Origin of the sequence: Microcoleus sp. D3_18a_C4, assembly GCF_036702415.1 — a bacterium.
Lineage (GTDB): Bacteria > Cyanobacteriota > Cyanobacteriia > Cyanobacteriales > Microcoleaceae > Microcoleus.
Genome location: NZ_JAUBTI010000014.1, coordinates 42,617 through 62,061 on the forward strand (window position 1 = coordinate 42,617; position 19,445 = coordinate 62,061).

The 19,445-nt window shown below is 46.7% G+C and carries 12 protein-coding genes; 4 read left to right on the forward strand and 8 right to left on the reverse strand.

Features of this window, described 5'->3' with window-relative positions; translation table 11 throughout:
• Window positions 1-108 precede the first annotated feature (108 nt).
• From QUB16_RS09755 to QUB16_RS09765, 3 genes are all read right to left on the reverse strand, one after another.
• Window positions 109-9,957: a tetratricopeptide repeat protein gene (locus QUB16_RS09755; protein ID WP_333315769.1), complete on the reverse strand. Its 9,849-nt coding sequence runs from the start codon at window positions 9,955-9,957 to the stop codon at window positions 109-111.
• 277 nt (window positions 9,958-10,234) lie between these two features.
• Window positions 10,235-11,293, reverse strand: a complete 1,059-nt coding sequence (locus tag QUB16_RS09760) for a homogentisate phytyltransferase (protein ID WP_333315770.1) — start codon at window positions 11,291-11,293, stop codon at window positions 10,235-10,237.
• Window positions 11,294-11,329: 36 nt separating this feature from the next.
• Window positions 11,330-12,286 (reverse strand): methyltransferase domain-containing protein, encoded by a 957-nt coding sequence (locus QUB16_RS09765; protein WP_333315771.1) that lies wholly within the window; start codon window positions 12,284-12,286, stop codon window positions 11,330-11,332.
• A 298-nt stretch (window positions 12,287-12,584) separates the two neighbouring features.
• Here QUB16_RS09765 and QUB16_RS09770 point away from each other — a divergent pair, with 298 nt between their 5' ends.
• Complete coding sequence (locus tag QUB16_RS09770) at window positions 12,585-13,919, forward strand: TrkH family potassium uptake protein (RefSeq protein ID WP_333315772.1); 1,335 nt, start codon at window positions 12,585-12,587, stop codon at window positions 13,917-13,919.
• A 140-nt stretch (window positions 13,920-14,059) separates the two neighbouring features.
• On the forward strand, window positions 14,060-14,755 hold the full coding sequence (locus QUB16_RS09775; protein WP_333315773.1) for a TrkA family potassium uptake protein: 696 nt from the start codon (window positions 14,060-14,062) through the stop codon (window positions 14,753-14,755).
• A gap of 440 nt (window positions 14,756-15,195) precedes the next feature.
• Here QUB16_RS09775 and QUB16_RS09780 read toward each other — a convergent pair whose 3' ends face one another.
• Window positions 15,196-15,465 (reverse strand): hypothetical protein, encoded by a 270-nt coding sequence (locus tag QUB16_RS09780; protein WP_333315774.1) that lies wholly within the window; start codon window positions 15,463-15,465, stop codon window positions 15,196-15,198.
• A 666-nt stretch (window positions 15,466-16,131) separates the two neighbouring features.
• On the opposite strand from QUB16_RS09780, the gene QUB16_RS09785 reads away from it, so the two are divergent.
• Window positions 16,132-16,731, forward strand: a complete 600-nt coding sequence (locus QUB16_RS09785) for a sulfite oxidase-like oxidoreductase (RefSeq protein ID WP_333315808.1) — start codon at window positions 16,132-16,134, stop codon at window positions 16,729-16,731.
• Here the strand turns inward: QUB16_RS09785 and QUB16_RS09790 are convergent.
• Window positions 16,713-16,859: a hypothetical protein gene (locus QUB16_RS09790; RefSeq protein ID WP_333315775.1), complete on the reverse strand. Its 147-nt coding sequence runs from the start codon at window positions 16,857-16,859 to the stop codon at window positions 16,713-16,715. The two genes, QUB16_RS09785 and QUB16_RS09790, sit on opposite strands and share 19 nt — an antisense overlap.
• A 497-nt stretch (window positions 16,860-17,356) precedes the next feature.
• Between QUB16_RS09790 and QUB16_RS09795 the strand changes: the two genes are divergently transcribed.
• Window positions 17,357-18,061: a PEP-CTERM sorting domain-containing protein gene (locus tag QUB16_RS09795; protein WP_333315776.1), complete on the forward strand. Its 705-nt coding sequence runs from the start codon at window positions 17,357-17,359 to the stop codon at window positions 18,059-18,061.
• A 417-nt stretch (window positions 18,062-18,478) separates the two neighbouring features.
• Here the strand turns inward: QUB16_RS09795 and QUB16_RS09800 are convergent, their stop codons facing one another.
• The 3 genes from QUB16_RS09800 to QUB16_RS09805 form a co-directional block, all read right to left on the reverse strand.
• Window positions 18,479-18,742 (reverse strand): hypothetical protein, encoded by a 264-nt coding sequence (locus QUB16_RS09800; protein ID WP_333315777.1) that lies wholly within the window; start codon window positions 18,740-18,742, stop codon window positions 18,479-18,481.
• 90 nt (window positions 18,743-18,832) lie between these two features.
• Window positions 18,833-18,925, reverse strand: coding sequence for a hypothetical protein (locus QUB16_RS33540; protein WP_445251109.1), 93 nt, complete (start codon window positions 18,923-18,925; stop codon window positions 18,833-18,835).
• Between the two features lie 19 nt (window positions 18,926-18,944).
• Window positions 18,945-19,250 (reverse strand): hypothetical protein, encoded by a 306-nt coding sequence (locus tag QUB16_RS09805; protein WP_333315778.1) that lies wholly within the window; start codon window positions 19,248-19,250, stop codon window positions 18,945-18,947.
• Window positions 19,251-19,445: the final 195 nt, after the last annotated feature.

The following is a 19,445-nucleotide window of genomic DNA, read 5'->3' on the forward strand; positions in this document are numbered from 1 at the left end:
AATTGTATTATGGGCGATCGGACATGATATGATTCTTTATTATTTAGTCCACAAAAACAAACTTTGTTTGTGGAGGATCGAATTCTATTCGCCGTAAAAAGATGATTGTTAAATCGAATTTGATATAACATCGAGAAAGCGCTTAACCTGTTTTTCCCAAGTCCAATCCAGCATAAACTTAGCCGCAGCTAAACCGCGACGTTGTGATTCTTCGCGATTAGTATAAACTTGTTCCAAAGCCTCGACAACTTCTGCCACATCAGACTCTACCCAACCTTCTACACCGGAAAAAGGAGGAGTTAGTTTAACTCGTCCTTGACTCCATAAAGGATAGCAAATATGGCTGTAAATTAAGTCTAAATGACCAGTATTTGCTGATAAAATAGTCGGGATTCCGCAGGCCATACTTTCCATCGCGACTAAATTAGTGCCACCTTCGCAGCGGTTGGTGAAAACAGCGCAGTCGGCTTCTCGCAAAATTTGTCCGGCCAGGTGATTTGGAATTAAGCCGATATCGATAAAAGAGTCAACCGGCAAACCGTTAGCCACTAACCATTGGGAAATTTCTAAACTTCCGTCGCGGTTGATATTGGGAAGTCCGGCCACGTTTCCGGTTTTTTCTATTCCTAGCATATACTGAGGCCAGAAGTTGTGCCATGTTGTTAGTAACAAAGCCTCTGGATGTTTGGCGCGAAATCGTTTGAAAGCGGCAATTACAATATCTTGACCTTTGCGACATTCCAATTTGCCGCCGGAGAAAATGACGAAGCGATCGCCAAATAGATTAGATTTGGGTGCAGGATGGAAAATTGTTGGGTCAATTCCTTGATGTACCATCGCCACATTAGTCAAGCCGCGGCTTCTCAAAACATCCGCATTCCAGTTAGAACCTGTGACAATCGCGCTATATTTTTTGGCCGTTTCTAGTGCTTCTGCTGTGATTCGTGTGTCTTCAAAAAATATGACTCCTATTTGACAAGCGCTGGTAATTTGATTGTCAACTCCAGACGAAGCTAAATTATTCCCCAAAGCGTAAAGGACGGGAAAATTACAACTGATTTGTTTGTCGGAATTTGCTGCTACTAATTCCTGAAAAGTTTTGTGCTTTTCAATTACAGGTAACAACAGCGATTTATGCAGCGGATTCATCGATTCTGAGGTGATTGAGGGCGGTGCTAAAAGTGCAACTTCCCAGGCAGGATTTTGCCGCAGTTGTAGTGTTAAATTCATGGCGTAAATTCCCCAGCCGCTGGTGATGCTGATCGGCCAAGTGATGCCGATTCCTGTAATTTGTGGGGGAGTTTCTGGGGGTTGAATTTGAGGCGGAGCCTCTGAATATGCGTTACCAGGCAGAGCCTGGTAACGAGTAGATTGTAGGGGCGGTGCCCCCGTGCCCGCCCTCTCTAGCAAGGCTGCTTTTATACGATCGCAAACTCCATCCCAATCACCCGCTTTTTGCTGCCTAAACAGACGCACAGTGGGATACCAAGGGCTATCTTCGCGTTCCAACATCCAGCGCCAATCGGGAACAAAAGACAGCAAAATCCAGACGGGTTTGCCCAAAGCACCGGCCAAGTGCCCGACAGAAGTATCTACGCAAATTACTAAATCGAGTTGCGAAATAATTGCTGCTGTGTCGGCAAAATCGACGCAATGTTCGCTCAAATCTTCAATTTGGTGTTGCTTTAATAAAGTGCGTGAAGCGCAGCTATCCTGTTGGGAATCGCCCGCTGACAAATCTTTCTGAAGACTGTAAAAACTCACTCCCGGAACATCTACAAATTTTACAAAATCGCTCAATTTACACGATCGCTGATGATTGTTGCGGTGCAGCGGGCCGCCCGCCCACACAATACCTACTTTTAGTTTATTGTTCGGCTCTAGGAAAAATTTAAAATCCTGTGGAGGGGCTAAATAAGGAATATTTGCCGGTATATTTTCCAAAGTTGTTCCCAGAATTCTGGGCAAACTTAGCAGGGGGGCTTGCACTTGAAACTCTATCAAATCGCTCGGCCTGACTCCTACTCGATCGACTCCTGCAACTCCTTCAAATAAACGCTTCAGCAAGACATGACAAGCAACAATAACTTTGCCACCTTTTTGCTTAACTAAAGGCGCGTAGCGGATAAACTGTATCGTGTCACCAAAACCTTGTTCAGGGTGCAATAAAATTGTTTTTCCCTGCAAATCAGAGCCGTCCCAAAGCGGTTGCTCAAAAGAGCGCCGATCCAATTCTTCAGTTTGCCAGCGCGATTCGTACTCCGCAAAACCACGCTCAAAATCTCCAGTTAAGAGCAAAGCGAAGGCTAGTCTCAAGCGCCAATTTGGCGAGTTGGGACGTAGTTGAATTGCTTTATTGTAGAAGTCGATCGCCTCTGCAACTTTTCCTTGTTCTTCGAGGGCGGAACCCAAGTATAAGTTTGTTTCGCTCAGGTTGGGATTGGTTTCTAGCGCTTGTTTGTAGTGCGAAATTGCCTCGGTTATTTGCCCGTTTTCCTGTTTGAGATAACCTAAACAACTGTGGGCTTCTGCGTGGCTGGGTGAGGCGGCAATTACTTGTTCGTAGCGATCGGCTGCCTCTGCTTTTTTACCTTGTTTTTCTAAGGCATTTGCTATGTGAAATTGTACCTGTGCGGGCGATAAAGAAAATCGAGGCGAAGCTTCGGTATCTCCGTTACCAGGCACAGCCTGGGAACGACTAGAGATTAGGTGTTTTAAGGCTGTTTTTATGCGATCGCAAACTCCCACCCAATCGCCCGGTGTTTGCTGCCGAAACAGCCGCGCCGTCGGATACCAAGGGCTGTCCTCGCGTTCCAACATCCACCGCCAATCCGGCATAAAACACAGCAAAATCCATACCGGTTTACCCAAAGCACCGGCTAAGTGCGCGATAGCAGTATCCACGCAAATTACTAAATCTAGCTGCGATATCACCGCCGCAGTATCGGCAAAATCGTTCAAATTGTCGCTCAAATCTATCACGGGAATTTGAGTTAACAAAGTACGATCGCCAGCCGACATTTCTTTCTGAAGACTGTAAAAACTTACACCGGGAACATCTAAGAATTGCAGAAAATAGCTTAAATCGCTCGATCGCTGAAAATCCTTCAAATGTTCCGCACTTCCCGCCCACGCAATCCCAACTTTAAACTTGCCATCGGAATTTAGAGAAAATTGCCAATTCGGCGGCGCAGCTAAATAAGGAACATTGGCCGGTATATTTTCTAAATTTGTTCCGAGAATATACGGCAAACTCATCAGCGGTGCTTGCAGTTGGAAATCCGGCAATTCATCCATCCGAATCACCACTTGTTCAATCCCAGGAATCTGCTTAAATAAACGCTTCAGTTCTTGATAGCAAGAAATGATTACTTTGCCGCCTTTTTGCTGCACAATTGCCGCGTATCGCACAAATTGAATGGCATCGCCCAAACCTTGTTCGGATCGGAGCAAAATAGTTTGGCCGTTCAAATCTGAACCGTCCCAAACTGGTTGGTCAAAATTCAACCGTGGCAATTTTTTCGCCTGTTCTGTTTGCCAGCGCCACTCGTATTCTGCTAAACCGCGCGACAAGTCCCCAGTCAACAGCAAGACTAAGCTTAAATTGAAGTGAGCTTTCACACAAGTTGCATCAATTTCCAGAGCTTTAGTGTAACAAAAAATTGCTCTATTCACGTCTCCTAATTGTTCAACAGCACTGCCTAAATTAGTAATAGCTTCTATATAATTAGGACTCAAAGATATGGCTCGTTCCAAGCTAGAAATTGCCTGTTCTATTTTTCCCGCAGCCAAGCATAACGTTCCCAGGTGATAGTGTCCTTTAGGATTGTGCGGTTCTGCTTCAATTGCACGCCCGTAAAGCCGTTCAGCCTCGGCTAGCTGAGATTGTGTTTGCATCGCCGCACCCAAATTTACCAGCGCTGGCGCATAATTGGAATTGACAGAAAGTGCTTGATGAAAACAGGCGATCGCAGTCGGCAACTCGCCCTGCTGCTGGAGTGTCGCGCCGAGATTGTTGAGAGCTTTGACGTAAATCGGATTCAGGGCGATCGCCTTTTGAAAACAAGATACAGCATCGGGTATATTGCCTCGATCTTGCAGCAAAATACCCAAGTTATTGTGCGCTTGAGCGCAGTTCGGATCGATTTCGATCGCGCGCTGATAATAGGCGGCTGCTTCGGCTAAATCGCCTGTTTGGTGCAGCGTCACTGCCAAATTAGTGGCGGCTTCTATCGAATTCGGCTGCAAAACTAAAGCATTTTTAAAATAAGCGATCGCATCGGCAAATCTTCCTTGCGACTTGAGAATATTTGCCTGATTGAACTGTTTTTGATATAATTGAATATTGGTCTGAGTTTCTATTGGCGGTCGAGCTTCTTGATACTGATAAATTCTTTCTCTCAACGCCAAAGCAGCCCGATCTAAAACTCCTTCCCAATCCCCCGCTGTAGACTGGCGAAACAGCCTCGCCGTCGGATACCAAGGACTATCTTCGCGTTGCAACATCCACCGCCAATCCGGCACAAAACACAGCAAAATCCACACGGGTTTGCCCAAAGCACCAGCCAAGTGCGCCACACAAGTATCTACAGAAATTACTAAATCCAGAGCCGAGATTGCCGCCGCAGTATCCGCCAAGTCGTGCAAATAAGAGCTTAAATCTGTTACGGCCATTTGCTCTAACAAAGCGCGATCGTCTGCTGTCATTTCCTGTTGCAAACTGTAAAAATCGGCTCCGGGAATATCTAACAGTTTGGTCAATAAATTCATGGGTAACGATCGCACATTATTTTGGGAATTTTTAGGATTTCCTGACCACACAATTCCCACTTTCAAATTAGGAGTTTGACTGAGAGTAAATTCCCAACCGGGCGGGGGAGCTAAATAAGGAACATTCGCCGGTATAGTTTCTAAAGTTGTTCCCAGAAGGTGAGGCAAACTCATTAGCTGCGCGTGAACTTGAAAATCCGGCGCATCCTCTGGATTAACTATTAACCCATCGATTCCCGAAACTTGTGCAAACAAGCGCTGCAAGTGCGGCAAACACCAAACAATTACCCTACCGCCTTTTTGTTTGACTAAATCTGCGTAGCGGATAAACTGAATTGCATCGCCTAAACCCTGTTCCGGGCAAAGCAAAATAGTTTTTCCCTGCAAATCTTTGCCATCCCAAAGCGGCTGAATAAAGTTGTGGGATCGGAACTGTTTTTCTTTAACTAGGAGTCGCCATTCGTACTCGTAAAAACCGCGCTGAAAGTCTCCCGCCAGCAGCAAAGCTAAACCTAAATTTAGGTGAGATTCAGGATTGCCGACATTAAATGTAACTGCTTGGCTGTAGCAGGTGACAGCATCTGCAAAGAAGCCGCGATCGTGCAAAGCACTTCCCAAACTGGTGAGGGGATTGATATAACCGGGTTTGAGTTCGATCGCCCGACGGTAACAATCGATCGCCTCTGCCATTTTTCCCGATTCCTCAAAAGCTTTGCCGAGATTGTTCAAAGCTTGTGGAAAGTCGGGTTTCAGGCTCAAAGCTTGGTGATAGCAGGCGATCGCATCTTCAATTTTGCCCTGTTTGTGCAGGACAATTCCCAAATTGCCGTGAGCCTGTGCACTGGCTGGCAATTGCTGAATCGCTTGCTGGCAAACTGCTAGAGCCTCATCCAACTTGTCTTGCTGTTCCAGAGAACTCCCCAAAGCGATCAGAGTTTCTGCTAAATCCGGTTGCATTGCAGTCGATCGCTCGTAGTATGCGATCGCACGGTCAATTTGGCCCTGTCGGATCGAGGCGTAAGCTAAATGCTGCAAGGCGTCCACATAATTTGGCTCGATCGCGATCGCCCGTTCGTAATTCGCGATCGCCCGTTCGTAATTTGCGCCCGCTTCCGCTTCCTCCCCTTGTGCCTCCAAAGCAATTCCCAAATTCAAATAAGCCACCGCGCAATTAGGATTGACTTGAATCGCTTGCTCGTAGCAGCTTATAGCCTCCACCACATTCCCTTGCTCTTCCCGCAACAGGCCCAAATTAATCAGCGCTTCCGCGCAATTCGGGTTCAAAGAAAGCGCCCGCTCGTATTCTGCGATCGCCTCTTCAGTCTCCCCTGCTTCCGCAAGCGCGCTGCCCAAATTGCTTGCAGTTTCCGCCAAATTCCCGTCGATTGCTAAGGCTTGTCGGTAGTGCGCGATCGCCTCTGTTAGCTGGCCGCTTTGCTGTTTAACAACGCCTAAATTGCTGTGTGCGGCTGCGTAATTAGGATCGATCGCGATCGCCCGCTCATAACAAGCGATCGCACCGCCCACATCGGCTTGCTGCTGCAAATCCACGCCCAACCGAAACTCTGCATCCGCCGAATCCGACGGCCGGGATGCAGCACCCACCGCGCCTAGAGCTTCCGCCACCCGATCGAAAACGTCCTCCCACTCGCCCCGCTGATGCTGGCGAAACAGCCTTGCGCTTGGATACCAAGGACTATCTTCACGCTCCAACAGCCACCGCCAATCCGGCGAAAACGCCAGCAAAATCCACACTGGTTTGCCCAAAGCGCCCGCCAAATGGGCGACAGCGGTATCCACACTAATGACTAAATCCAGTTTGGCGATCGCAGCAGCAGTATCGGCAAAATCGCCAAAATGCGGGCTCAAATCTACGATCGACCTTTGATTCAACAGCGCGCGATCGGCCTCGGAAACCTCTTTCTGCAAGCTGTAAAAACTTACCCCCGAAACGTCAAAAAGCGGCAGAAACTGACTCAAACTGCAAGAACGCTGCTTGTTTTTGCGGTGTTTTGGATTCCCCGCCCAGACAATCCCAACTTTCAAAGTGCGATCGGGCCCAAGCGTAAATTCAGCACCCGCAGGCGGAGATAAATAAGCAGTATTTGCTGGTATTGTTTCCAGCTTTGTACCGATAATATAGGGCAAACTCAACATCGGCGCTTGCACGTCAAATTCCGGCAGTGGCTCGCCTTTAACTATTAGCAAATCAATGCCATCAACCGTTGCAAATAAACGGTGCAATTGCGGGTAACAGCCCACAATTACCCTACCGCCTTTATTTTTGACGATCGCAGCGTAGCGAATAAACTGAAGCGAATCGCCTAAACCTTGTTCGGCGTGCAGCAAAATAGTCTTTCCTACCAAATCAGAACCGTCCCATAGCGGCCGGTATTCTCTCACCGAAACAGTATTATCCGGCCCCGTCAAAAAACAGGAATGACCAGTGTGAAATTCTTTAATTTGCCAGCGCCACTCGTATTCAGCGAGACCATTTTCCAAATCTCCCACCAACAGCAAAGCCAAGGATAAATTCAGGTGAGCGCTAGCATGATTGGGACTTAAATGAATCGCTCGTCTGTAGCAGGATATGGCATCTTCTACCGCGCCTTTTTCCAGAAACGTCCTGCCTAAATTGTTGATAGCTTCCACAAAATCCGGCAGCAATTCTAGAGCTTTGTGATAATACTCCAACGCATCTTCTAAATTGCCCTGTTCTTGCAACACTGTTGCCAGATTGTTGTAAGCTTCCCAGCTATGCGGATTAATTTCCAGCGCTCGCCGGTACAGATCGATCGCCCTGAAAAGTTCGCCTTTTTCTTGCAGCGCGACAGCTAAATTAATCAGTGCGGGTACGAAATTCGGTTCAGCGACAAGAGCTTGTTCGTAATGTGCGATCGCCTCTTCCGCTTGACCTTGTTCCTCAAAAATCTTGGCCAAGTTGTAAGATGTTTGAGGAATATTTGGATCGATGGCTAAAGCTTCTAGGTAATGCGGGATAGCGGCTTCTAATTCGCCATTTTCTTGCTTGAGAAAACCAAAGTTAATCCGCGCTTGAACGCAATTTGGCTCAAGAGATATAATCTGTTCGTAAAGGGCGATCGCCTCTTCCCTATCGCCTGTTTCCATTAAATGCTCTGCTTGCCGCAATAAATCCTCTAAAACAACCAAATTATCGCCAGCCGTTCCGATCGCAATCGATGTCTCAATCCCCTGCGATTGCTTAGCTGCAGAGCCTTCTGCTAAGCCTTCGCTCGCAATCACAAATATTTGTTTACTCTCTTGAACTACCCTTGCACCTGTCATTTTGAGAGCTACAGAATCGAGGTCAGGCGTATGATTAGCAGTCATTGCAAGTGAAACGAAGTCAAGCGAATCTTTGGCAGAATCCTGGGAATAACTAGCAGTATTTGCGATCGCAAATAAACTCAAAGCCGCCTGTACATCCTCAAACAATTCTTGCCAACTTTCCGGCTGACTTTGGCGGAAAAGCCTCGCAGTTGGATACCAAGGATTGTCTTCACGATCCAGCAGCCAACGCCAGTCAGGAGCAAAAGAAAGCAGCACCCAAACCGGTTTTCCTAAAGCACCGGCTAAGTGCGCCACAGCCGTATCGACAGTAATGACTAAATCCAGTTGAGATATAGCCGAAGCGGTATCAGCAAAGTCGTTCAAATGCGGAGTTAAATCCGGCACCAAGTGTTGGTTCAACAAAGTGCGATCGCTCTCGGACAAGTTTTTTTGTAAACTATAAAAAGCAATTCCCGGAACATCCAAAAATCGAATAAAATCGCTCAAGCTGCAAGAACGCTGATTGTCTTTCCGGCGCTTGGGACTCCCCGCCCAAACAATTCCTACCTTCAATTTTGCATCAGAAGAAAGCGCAAATTTGCACTCAGCAGGCGGATATAAATAAGGAACATTTGCAGGTATTGTTTCCAGAGTTGTCCCGACAATTCGCGGCAAACTCATCAGCGGCGCGTGAACGTCAAATTCTGGCAAACCTTCCAGACTCACTGATAAATATTCAATACCAGCAACTGTGGCAAACAAGCGCATCACTTCTGGATAGCAAGCCACCATAACTTTAGCGCCTCGGCTGCGAAGAATCGGCGCGTAGCGAATAAACTGAATCGAATCGCCGAAGCCTTGCTCGACGTGCAGTAAAATAGTTTTTCCCTGCAAATCCGAACCATCCCAAACCGGCTGTTTAAATTGCCTCGGTTGTAGTTGCGGAGTGCGCCACCGCCACTCGTATTCAGCAAAACCGCGCTGAAATTCTCCGAACAATAGCAAAGTTAAGGCGAATTCCAGGTGTGCGGTGGCGTTGTCTGGCTGCAATTCCAAGGCTCGACTGTGACAAGAAAAAGCTTCTTGAAATTCTCCTAAATCGACCAAAGCGTGTCCGAGATTGTTAATAGCTTCCACGAAGTCTGGCTTTAAGTTTAATGCTTGTCTGTAGTAGGATATTGCGGCTTTTACATTACCTTGTTCGTGGTAAAATGCTCCTACATTGTTGTGAGCTTCGGGATTGTTGGGTTCTAGTTTTACCGCTTGCTGGTAGCAGTTGAAAGCTTCGTCTAATTTCCCCTGCTGTTGCAAAACTGTTCCCAAGCCCATCAGAGAATATGTTAAGTTGGGATTGATTTTTAAAGCGTGCCGATAACAGGCGATTGCCTCGTTTAATTGATTTTTTTGTTTATATAAATGTCCTAAATTGTGCGCTGTTTCCTGCAGGTTGGGGTCGAGTCGCAGCGCTGTTTGGTAATATAAGATAGCCGAGTCTATTTCGCATAATTGCTGTTTTGCCCAGCCCAAATTATTGTAAGCGAGTGCTGAATTGGGCTGGATTTTGATGACTTGTTCGTAACTGGCGATCGCCCTTGGATACTCGCCTACATCCAGTAAAAGATTAGCCTTATTTAAATGTGCTTCTACAAAATCGCGGTTTTGGGCGATCGCCTTTTCGTAAAAGTCGATCGCCTCTGCAATTTTTCCCTGCTGTCTCGCCGCTATTCCCAACAAACACAGCACGTTTGCTGATTCCGGCTGTACTTCTATTATTTGCCGGTACAAATTCTCAGCTTCTAACAAACGTCCCGCTTGGTGATGTTCCCAAGCTAATTTCAAACAGTCTTCTGCACCCAATTTGCCAGCAGATTTTCGCGATTTTTTTTGAGAAGCCATAGTTGTCTTGGTTGTTTGGGAGTTCGCTAACTTGTAATTGCCAACTTCTTCTAATTTGTTAACTCTTCCTTCCTTCCTCCTTCTTCCCCCTTCCTTCTTCCTTCTTCCCCCTTCCTTCTTCCTCCCCCCTTCCTTCTTCCCCCTTCCATCGGACTGACATCCGTTACATCCGTTACATCCGTTACACAATCCGTTGCCGAACTTCCTTCTTCCTTCTACCTGACATCCCTTACATCCGTTACATCCGTCGAGCGAATCCGTTGCCGAACTTCCCCTTCTACCCCAACAAACAAGCTGCGGGAAAAATCAGATATTCTAAGAAAAACAACTTCCAGATAAACTGATAAAATGCAGCAATTTCTATTTTATCGTCCAAATCAACTTTCGTGCTCCAAAACCACATCAAACCCAAAGCCGCCAAATGAGAAACTGCCAGAAACACTAAATTAACATTAGGCAATACGATCGCTCCCGCCAAAGTCGCGCCCAAATAACAAACCGTCAACACCCAGCGAGATAAATTAAAGACGGCCGGCTTGCCCAGCTCAATCGTAAACGTAGTAATATTATATTGCTTGTCCCCTTCCATGTCGGGGATATCTTTAAAAATGGCGATCGCAAACGTAAACACCACAACAAAAACCGTTAGCACCCAAACTTCCGCAGGAATCTCAAAAGACATACTCTCCAAACTCCAGCCAGAAAAAGCGCTTTTCGCCCTTCCCAAATTCAACACCCAATTAAAGTGCAAAAATAACCCTAAATTTACGATCGCGCCCCGCACAGTAAAAATGCACAGCGCCGCCCACAAAGGAAAGCGTTTCAGCCGAATTGGCGGCAGAGAATAAGCAGTCCCGATCGCCAAACTAACGCCAACGGTAGCCAGCAAAAACGGCCCTTGTAAAACAGCATTCAAAATTGCTAGGATTCCCGTTGCAATTACGATTAATTCCCCGGTTTTCCGAGAAAACACTCCCGATGCGATCGGCAAATACGGCTTATTAATTTTATCAATTTCAACATCTTCTAACTGGTTCAATCCCACAATATAAATATTGCCGCAAATGCAAGCCAACCAGGCAAAAGCTAGGGCCCCAAATACAGGATTCACAAACAGCCGCGCGCTTTGGGCGATCGCGTACAACGCCAATACACTCAAGCTAGTACCCACAATTGTGTGCGGCCGAGAAAACTCCCAAAATGCCCTCACCCAGCTTTGCGGAGCCGAGCCATTTTTATCAATCCAAGACTTGCCAATCGAATCGTTGCCCATAAATCTCACACCCGCACCAAACAAATAATATTCTGTAGGGTGTGCAATGCACACCTTACTCATCAACTCAAGACTCAAAACTTCTCTGATATCTGCCTGTTATTTTACAGCACAAATCAGCCCAAAACGAATCAACCCGCTCTGATATCCACGGCTCATCAATCCGAGAGCAAGTGCAGCTTGAATAGTCGTCCAACCGCTAGTTAGCAAACCCCAAATCGCGCTCGGAGTCAAAGCAGAATCGATCACCACATCCCAAAAAGGAGCAACAGCTTTTGACCAATCAGCGCTGCGAATACTTGTCAAAGGTAAACTGCGAACAATTTCCTCGTATTCCGGCAAAGAAATCACATAAGGCAAAGCATAAACTCGGTAAATTTCTGCCAATTCCTTTCTCTCTTCATCAGTTAATTCTCCCGCCGTTTCTCCCAGCGGGCGGTGACACCAAGTTGCCAAAATCAAAGTTCCTCCCGGCTTCAGTACGCGGCAGCATTCCTGCAAAAACTTAATTTTGTCTGGCATATGTTCGCCACTTTCGAGCGACCAAACCAAGTCGAATGACTCGTCAGGAAAAGGCATATTCAAAGCATCGGCCACCAAAAAATTCACATTGCTTTCAAGCCCAGCAATTTTAGCGCGTTCGGTCGCTCTGTTGGCCTGTACCGGACTCAGAGTAATCCCGGTCGCTGTAACGACGCTAGCGCCCGTTTTATTTGGTTCGGCAGATATGCTAAAATCACGATCGCTCCTGCCATCCAACTTTAAATTATTTTCCGCGATCGAACTAAACTTTTGAGTCAAATACAGCGTGCTGCCGCCGATGCCGCAACCGACATCGAGAATGCGGTAAGATTCACAGAGTGCCTTCTCTGACGGTACTCCAGCCCAAGCCAGCAGTTCTTCTATCAAATCTATCTGAGCCTGTCGGCGCTCTTTTTTCAAATTGCCATCCGGGCCGTAGTAACCGTGGTGCATATGTTCGCCCCACACCTGCTCCCACAGACCGCTAGAAGCGTCGTAAAGTTGCTGAATTTGCTGGTAAAGTGTTGATGTCATCGCCGGATCGCAAGTTATTAAAGGAATTCTACCGTTATTTTCCCGATGTTGTCATAGAATTTGGCTATTGAGTTCGATCGGTCTCCGGCATTCGCCAGACAGAGATGTTCTGATTTCAAGCCCGACGATCGATTTGTGGGCTGCGTCTAAAATCTCAAATCTCAAATCGATTTGTGGATTCCCTCTCAAACCTCAAATCTCAAATCGATTTGTGGCTTCCCTCTCAAACCTCAAATCCCAAATCGATTTGTGGCTTCCCTCTCAAATCTAAAATCTCAAATCTAAAACCTAAAATCGAATGACTGTCTCGCGAACCATTGCTTTGGGCTTTCTCGCTGTCATCCTCGTAGGTGCTCTATTACTGATGATGCCCTTTTCCACAATTGATGGAACTTGGAGCGATCCAATAACAGCACTGTTTACCTCTACTTCCTCTGTCTGCGTCACGGGCTTGTCGGTTGTAGATGTCGGAAAATATTACTCTTTTTGGGGGCAACTGTGCCTAGTTTTACTGGTGCAAATAGGAGGCTTGGGCTACATGACAGCCACGACTTTCTTGCTGCTGTTATTGGGCCGCCGCTTTGGTTTGAAAGACAAAATTGCCCTGCAACAATCTCTCGACAAATCCGGGCTAGCCGGCGTAGTACAACTCGTGCAGTCAATTCTAGCAACAACGCTTTTGTTTGAATTAACAGGAGTGTTTTTGCTGATGACGGTTTTCGTCCCCCAATACGGATTTAAACAGGGTGTGTGGTCTGCTATATTTCACAGCGTTAATTCCTTTAACAACGCGGGTTTTAGCATCTATTCAGATAATTTGATCGGCTACATCAGTTCGCCTATGGTTAACTTCACAGTCACTGGTTTAATCATATTTGGGGGAATCGGCTATCAAGTAATTATGGAAATGTACCTGTGGCTGCGCGATCGCTTCAACAAAAGCCCTATCTGCACAGTTTTTTCCCTGAACTTCAAAGTTGTTACCACTACAACGGCTGTCCTTTTAATTTTAGGAACGCTAGCGTTTTTGGTGCTGGAATACGACAACCCAGACACTTTCGGATCTCTAACTTTTCCTCAAAAGCTGATGGCAGCTTGGTTTCAATCTGTTACTCCCCGCACGGCGGGATTCAATACAATTAGCATTGGCCAAATGACCGAAGCCTCGCTATTTCTGACGATCGCGCTGATGTTTATCGGCGCCAGTCCTGGCAGCACTGGCGGCGGAATCAAAACCACAACTTTTAGGATATTGTTTTGCTGTACCACAGCAGTTGTCGAAGGCCAGGAAGATGTGGAGTGCTATCAGCGTCAGATCCCGCCACCAATGATTCTGAAAACCATTAGCGTAGTCTTCGGTTCCCTGTTGGTCGCGTTCACATCTGCAATTTTAATCGAGCTGACCAATCCCCAAGTAGAATTTATCGCAGCGCTGTATGAAGCAGTTTCAGCTTTTGCCACGGTCGGTCTTTCCACTGGGATTACACCCACGCTTTCAGCGATCGGTAAGTTGATTTTGATTGCTACAATGTACATAGGTCGGGTTGGGGTGCTGCTGCTGGTGAGTGCTGCATTCGGCGACCCAAAACCCAGGTCTTTTAAGTATGCTGAGGAAAGTTTGTTAGTGGGATAAAAAAATCCTGTCTCGTTGCTGATAATCTAAACAATGGGTGACAACCCAAATCAACTTTTACTACTTACCCAAAAATCAAAAGGAGGCGGCGCTGTCTCTGCTAAAATTTAAACAGCAAGACGCTCAGCGCTGGAAATTTAGTGAACCTGTCATCTTTGAATTTTTTTCGCACTTTGCGCGCCGACAACAAGCAGTTTGCAGTTATTGGTTTGGGACGCTTCGGCAAAGCTGTCTGTTCGACTCTGCACGGTTTGGGTTACGAAGTCTTGGGAATTGACACCGACGAAAAAAAAGTAACTCAAGCTTTGAGCGATCGTATTGCTGCTCACGTTTTGCAGTTAGATTCTACGGAGCCTAGCGCTCTTGCTGAAGCCGGTATATTTGAATTTGAAACAGTGATTGTTGCGATCGGCAATTACCTAGGAGAAAGCATTACCACCACCCTTAACCTTAAGGAAGGGGGGGTACGTCACGTAATAGCCAAAGCTTCTTCGGAAACTCACTTAAAACTGTTGAAAAAAGTCGGCGCCGATCATGTAGTTTTTCCCGAACGAGAAATGGGCTGCTCTTTGGCCCGCCTTCTTACAAAACCCAGCATTTTAGAACGCTTTGACCTCGACCCCGATCACAGCATCGTTGAGGTGCTCGTTCCTGAAAAGTTTGACGGTAAAACCATCTCCGAATTGGAACTCCGGCGCAAGTATGGTTTGAACTTGCTAGCAGTCGGGCGCGCCGACAAGTTCGAGATTAATCCGGAGCCAAGCGAACGCTTGAGAAAGGGCGAGGTGATGGTAGTAATTGGTTCTAATAAAGATATCAATCGCTTGCCAATTTAACAGAGCGCCATTTTACGCACATATAGCAACATTCCTGGACTCAGAAACCCGGTTTCTTGAGTTCGGAGTGCCTAAGTCCTAAGCAATTCTTGCGGGATGTATGAAAATTTCCTACCCCTACAAACCCGGTTTATCTAAGATAAACTGGGTTTCTCTGTCAATCTTTATGTTCTAATTTTTAACTGAAATATGTATAGCAACCGCCTTGGCGGTTAGGACGGTATCGATTGCTGAAACCCTTGCTCTGATTACCTCTGCCTCCTGCCTCCTGCCTTCTGCCTCCTGCCTCCTGCTATAAATTGAATTTCACCAGTTCTGGGGTTTGTTCCGTCTTTGCGACCCCCTCGGAGAACCTAGCCAGACAAATCGCGAAAAATTTTAACAAAGTAGCAGCACCCGATCGCGCTCCCGCCAATCCTAGGAGCGCTAGCCCTGAAAATTCAGCCGACTTTCAAGATTTTTTGCAAATAAGCTTTGCCGAAAACCACCACCGCCAAGACTAGAGCGAGTTCAACAGGCCAAGGACACGCCGCCACAAACCAAATTAACGAACACACTCCAATAATTGCAGCTATGGGAGCAGGAATTCCGTCTAGCGTTCTATTGTCAGTCCCGGCAGTCACCCACCAAGCAACCAAGCAGACCGTCAAAGGAATCAAGCAACTTGCGATCATGATTTTTACCCCATCAATGTTTTTTACATATGGCATCTGAGCATATTGTTACAATACATCAAAGATTCAGAAGTGCACCATCAATTGCGATAAAATTTAAGGTTAGGTAATTCATACTATGGGGTGATATATTTTGTAATTTTTAGCTTAGCCTCTCTCAGAAGGCAGAAGTAGGTTGGCATCAGGCAGGATTGTGGAATTTTTATTTCGGCAGAAGTCCTGAAAGCTTTCTACCTTGAGGTCACTAACCCCACCCTAAAGGGATGGGGCTTGAAAGCGGAAGACTCACCACCTTCTTAATTTGAGGCCAAACCAGTGTCTAGCCTGGGTCTTCGAGACAAGCTGAACTATATGGTGGTGGTACACCAAGCGACGTTAAGAATGCTTCCCTAGTTTTTAACCTCTCGGATAGTCAGCGGCGAAGGGATATATACACACGGGCTTACAGCCACTTGCTATGCGTACAGGTAAAAAGCACGAGCCTGTAACTGTCCAGGCGAAAGGCGAATACAAAACGTCGAACGTCGTCACTATATTCAAGGCGGTAGCAAGCAAGAAAAGGGGGACTAATCCTCCCCCCATCCAATGTAAAGCCGTCCTAAAAGGACGGGGTTTCAAACCCAAATTTTTGATGAATTGCAATGCGGCCATCTCTGCAAGTTATACTCAGGATTGCAGTCAGTTACTGTAGAGCGTGAATCAATGCTGGGCAAATTTTTTCGCAAGCCAGAATTAGAAAATAGCGATCGCGTCCCCCCGGGTCAATACCTCGCCAACGGGTTTCCTGTCCTGACCTACGGCGATACACCCTCTGTCAGCATTGAGAGTTGGGAATTTAAAGTCTGGGGATTGGCCAAACCAAAAACCTTCACTTGGTCGGACTTCCAGGCCATGCCCCAAAGTAACTTTACTGCGGATTTTCACTGCGTCACCCGGTGGTCAAAACTCGACGTGCAGTGGACGGGAGTTAAAGTGACAGATTTTATGAACTATATAGAAGTCGATCCGAAAGCTATGCACCTCGTGGAACACTGCTACGGCGGCTACACGACTAACATTGCGATCGCCGACTTCCTCCGAGAAGAAAACTTTTTCGCCCACACCGTCTTCGGCGAACCCCTATCGGCAGACCACGGCGGCCCAATGCGGCTCGTAGTTCCCCACTTGTACGCTTGGAAAAGCGCTAAATGGATTAACGGCCTGCAGTTTACAGAAACCGAAGAACTCGGTTTTTGGGAACGCAACGGCTACCACCAGCGGGGCGAACCTTGGGCCGAGGAACGCTACAGCGGTCTGTTTTGATGGTCGATCGGGAGCAAAGACGGGGCCATACCTTCTCTATACAATCTTGGTTGAGGGGCAATCCGGTCTTTTACCGCTTCAATCGGCAGAAATTGCATCTGGTCGATCGCATCTTTGGGATATCTCACGCCACGGGATCTATTTAATTCAACCAAAATACGTAGAGCCAACGATCGCAGTTTGTACGTAATTTACCCGATAGATAAACTACTTTAACTCCCCTACACAAGTCCCAAAAAACAAATATTCCCAGTTTCAGGTTAATATAAAACTTCTGTAACAGTCCGTACCCACGAATATTACCGTATTTATACTTAAGTGTTTGCTGTTGAGGATTGAGACTTGACAATATAATAAAAAATTAGCCTAAGCTCGATCCACATCACCTGGGCTGACCCGCGCTCCCATGCCCGCGACGGCAAGCTTTCAAGCCACAATATTTATAATTATTTAGTGGGTATTATGAGGGAGCGATCGCCCGCCCGCAGATGTGATAGAGAGAATTTATGAAGGATATGTAAAGGCTTGATAAAGAATATGTCAAACTTTACCTAAAGTGCCCCAAATACAAACAAAGTATCGCATAATGAAATTATTAAGACGATCGCACAAAAGGAACAGGTTTATGAATACCAAACTCTTATCCGCCCTAACAGCTACCGCCGCCGCCACAGCTCTGTTTGGCGCCGGAGCTCCAGCTCAGGCCTTCTCCTTTGGTACCAACGGCATCACATTCGGACAAAATCAAGCTGTCCAATTTAAATTCAACGAATCTCACGGCGCCTTCACTTCCTCTTTGGCAATTTACGAAGTGAACGGCTTTGCACTGACCAACGTTGCTAAGCTGTTTTCCGAAACTAAATCCTCAGACGACGGCAGCGCTAACGAATGGAAAGGAACTCTGGGCAATACAGTCTTGGGTTCAGGCTCAGCAGTCTTCACATTCCTGGCCAATAAAGTTTACACCTTGGGACTATCAAGCGATAACGGCATGGTCTACTCGACATCGGGGCTGAACCTGAATGTCGCCTCTACCGGCAGCCAGCAAGCAATATTTGGCCAGTCATCCTCCCTGTGGAACGCGCTCGACAAAGAAACCACGAACGTCTTCCAAGCTGCGGGACAATTCACAAACGGATACGCTTCTCTGTTTAACGGAGGCACGTTAATTGGCTTCGACGATCGCGGTAACAGCAACGACGCAGACTTCCAAGACTTCACAGTCAGCGCAGAAGCAGTTCCAGAACCGATGACAATGACTGGTTTGGCTCTCGGTTTGGGTGGTTTGGTTGCAGCGCGCCGCCGTCGCGCTAGCAAGACGACTTCATGATTTTTTCAACCGGAACAATATCCTCAATGACGCTTGACAAAATAAAATTCAATTAGGAGGCGCGCTAATGAGAAATCGGCTCGCCTTTTGCTTGATTTGAAAAGTCAGAAGGGAGAAGTCATATCAATTCTGGTTGCACTCCTCCGGAATTGTTGACTGTTGACTGTTGACCGTTGACTGTTGAAGGAGGGGTCGCCAAACTGAATGATGGTTGAGTGTTGGATGTTGACTCGATTTTACGCCCGACTGTCGAAGCGCGGATTTGATATCAGAGGAAAGTTCGGCCACGCCCAGTGTACGGGATTTAACGGAGTTAACGGATGGGTGTTGAGGGAAGAAGTCAAGCGTGAAGCCAGAGGATTTTTCCAACTCTCCCACTCTCCCACTCTCTCCCTCTCCCAACTCAAAATTCAAAACTCACTCACGGTAAATTGTTCGATCGTACAAAGTCACCAGTACCGGTTGAGGAATTTTAAGGTCCGCCCGGATGCACGCTACTTTAATCGCCACCACAGCCCTAGTGTTTGTCCGTCGCACCTGTGCTTGTTCGCGCAGCGTCCAATAGCGGACAATAAGATCCAAAGAACCATCGTTAAAGCCTGAAGTATCAACATCATAGGCTAAATTTAAAGGCAAGTTAGTTCGCCTGCGGGGCAGGCCTATTAGTAAGCTGTTGTGCATTTAAATTGTATATTGAGGGCGCGATCTCCTGCCCAACCCCTACTCCCCACACCAGTAAAGATTTATTTGACTATGCAATTTAAATGCGGATTAGCTTACCCGCACTGAATTGGCAAATACGATCGCCTTCGGCACGATAACTCGCTCTCCCCCATCGCTAATAATTTGAGTTGAACGCAGCAAAATCTTTTCAACAGTACCTTCAAAAGCCTTCTACAATTATTATCCGATCGCCCCATTGAAACGGTTCGTGCAACAGAAAAAATATTTCCGCTAAAAAGTATTTGAAGATGTCTGGGAACGGGAAACTAATCCCTACTGAACCAAGTCCTAACCAACTGATGATATCTGCAGGCTGCCAAGCGGGGAACGCCACGCAGGCGATCGAACTGCCAGCAGCCCAAGTGAGAGTGTCAATCGATTTTAGATTTTCGATTTTAGATTTTCGATTGAAGCCTTGACCCCACGGATAAATTCGCGGGCTTGTATCCTGGATGCTTTCGGTCAAATAATTAAAAAATGCCACGCTAACACAAAAGATTGAGATCCATCGCCCGACAAGAATGTTTGACTCTCACTGTGCGGGTGACTCCATCGACTAGCTCGCTAATCATTAAAACACAGTCAAAATTTAAGATTAGCAGCGCCGACCCCGATCGAGTAAAATCACAGCACTTGCCCGCCGATGACTTAATCTGCTAAA

What these genes read in the sequence shown, in the direction of transcription:
- QUB16_RS09755 (WP_333315769.1), bottom strand. Translation starts at nt 9,957, where the DNA reads ATGGCTTCTCAAAAAAAATCGCGAAAATCTGCTGGCAAATTGGGTGCA.
- QUB16_RS09760 (WP_333315770.1), bottom strand. Translation starts at nt 11,293, where the DNA reads ATGAGTAAGGTGTGCATTGCACACCCTACAGAATATTATTTGTTTGGT.
- QUB16_RS09765 (WP_333315771.1), bottom strand. Translation starts at nt 12,286, where the DNA reads ATGACATCAACACTTTACCAGCAAATTCAGCAACTTTACGACGCTTCT.
- QUB16_RS09770 (WP_333315772.1), top strand. Translation starts at nt 12,585, where the DNA reads ATGACTGTCTCGCGAACCATTGCTTTGGGCTTTCTCGCTGTCATCCTC.
- QUB16_RS09780 (WP_333315774.1), bottom strand. Translation starts at nt 15,465, where the DNA reads ATGCCATATGTAAAAAACATTGATGGGGTAAAAATCATGATCGCAAGT.
- QUB16_RS09785 (WP_333315808.1), top strand. Translation starts at nt 16,132, where the DNA reads ATGCTGGGCAAATTTTTTCGCAAGCCAGAATTAGAAAATAGCGATCGC.
- QUB16_RS09795 (WP_333315776.1), top strand. Translation starts at nt 17,357, where the DNA reads ATGAATACCAAACTCTTATCCGCCCTAACAGCTACCGCCGCCGCCACA.
- QUB16_RS09800 (WP_333315777.1), bottom strand. Translation starts at nt 18,742, where the DNA reads ATGCACAACAGCTTACTAATAGGCCTGCCCCGCAGGCGAACTAACTTG.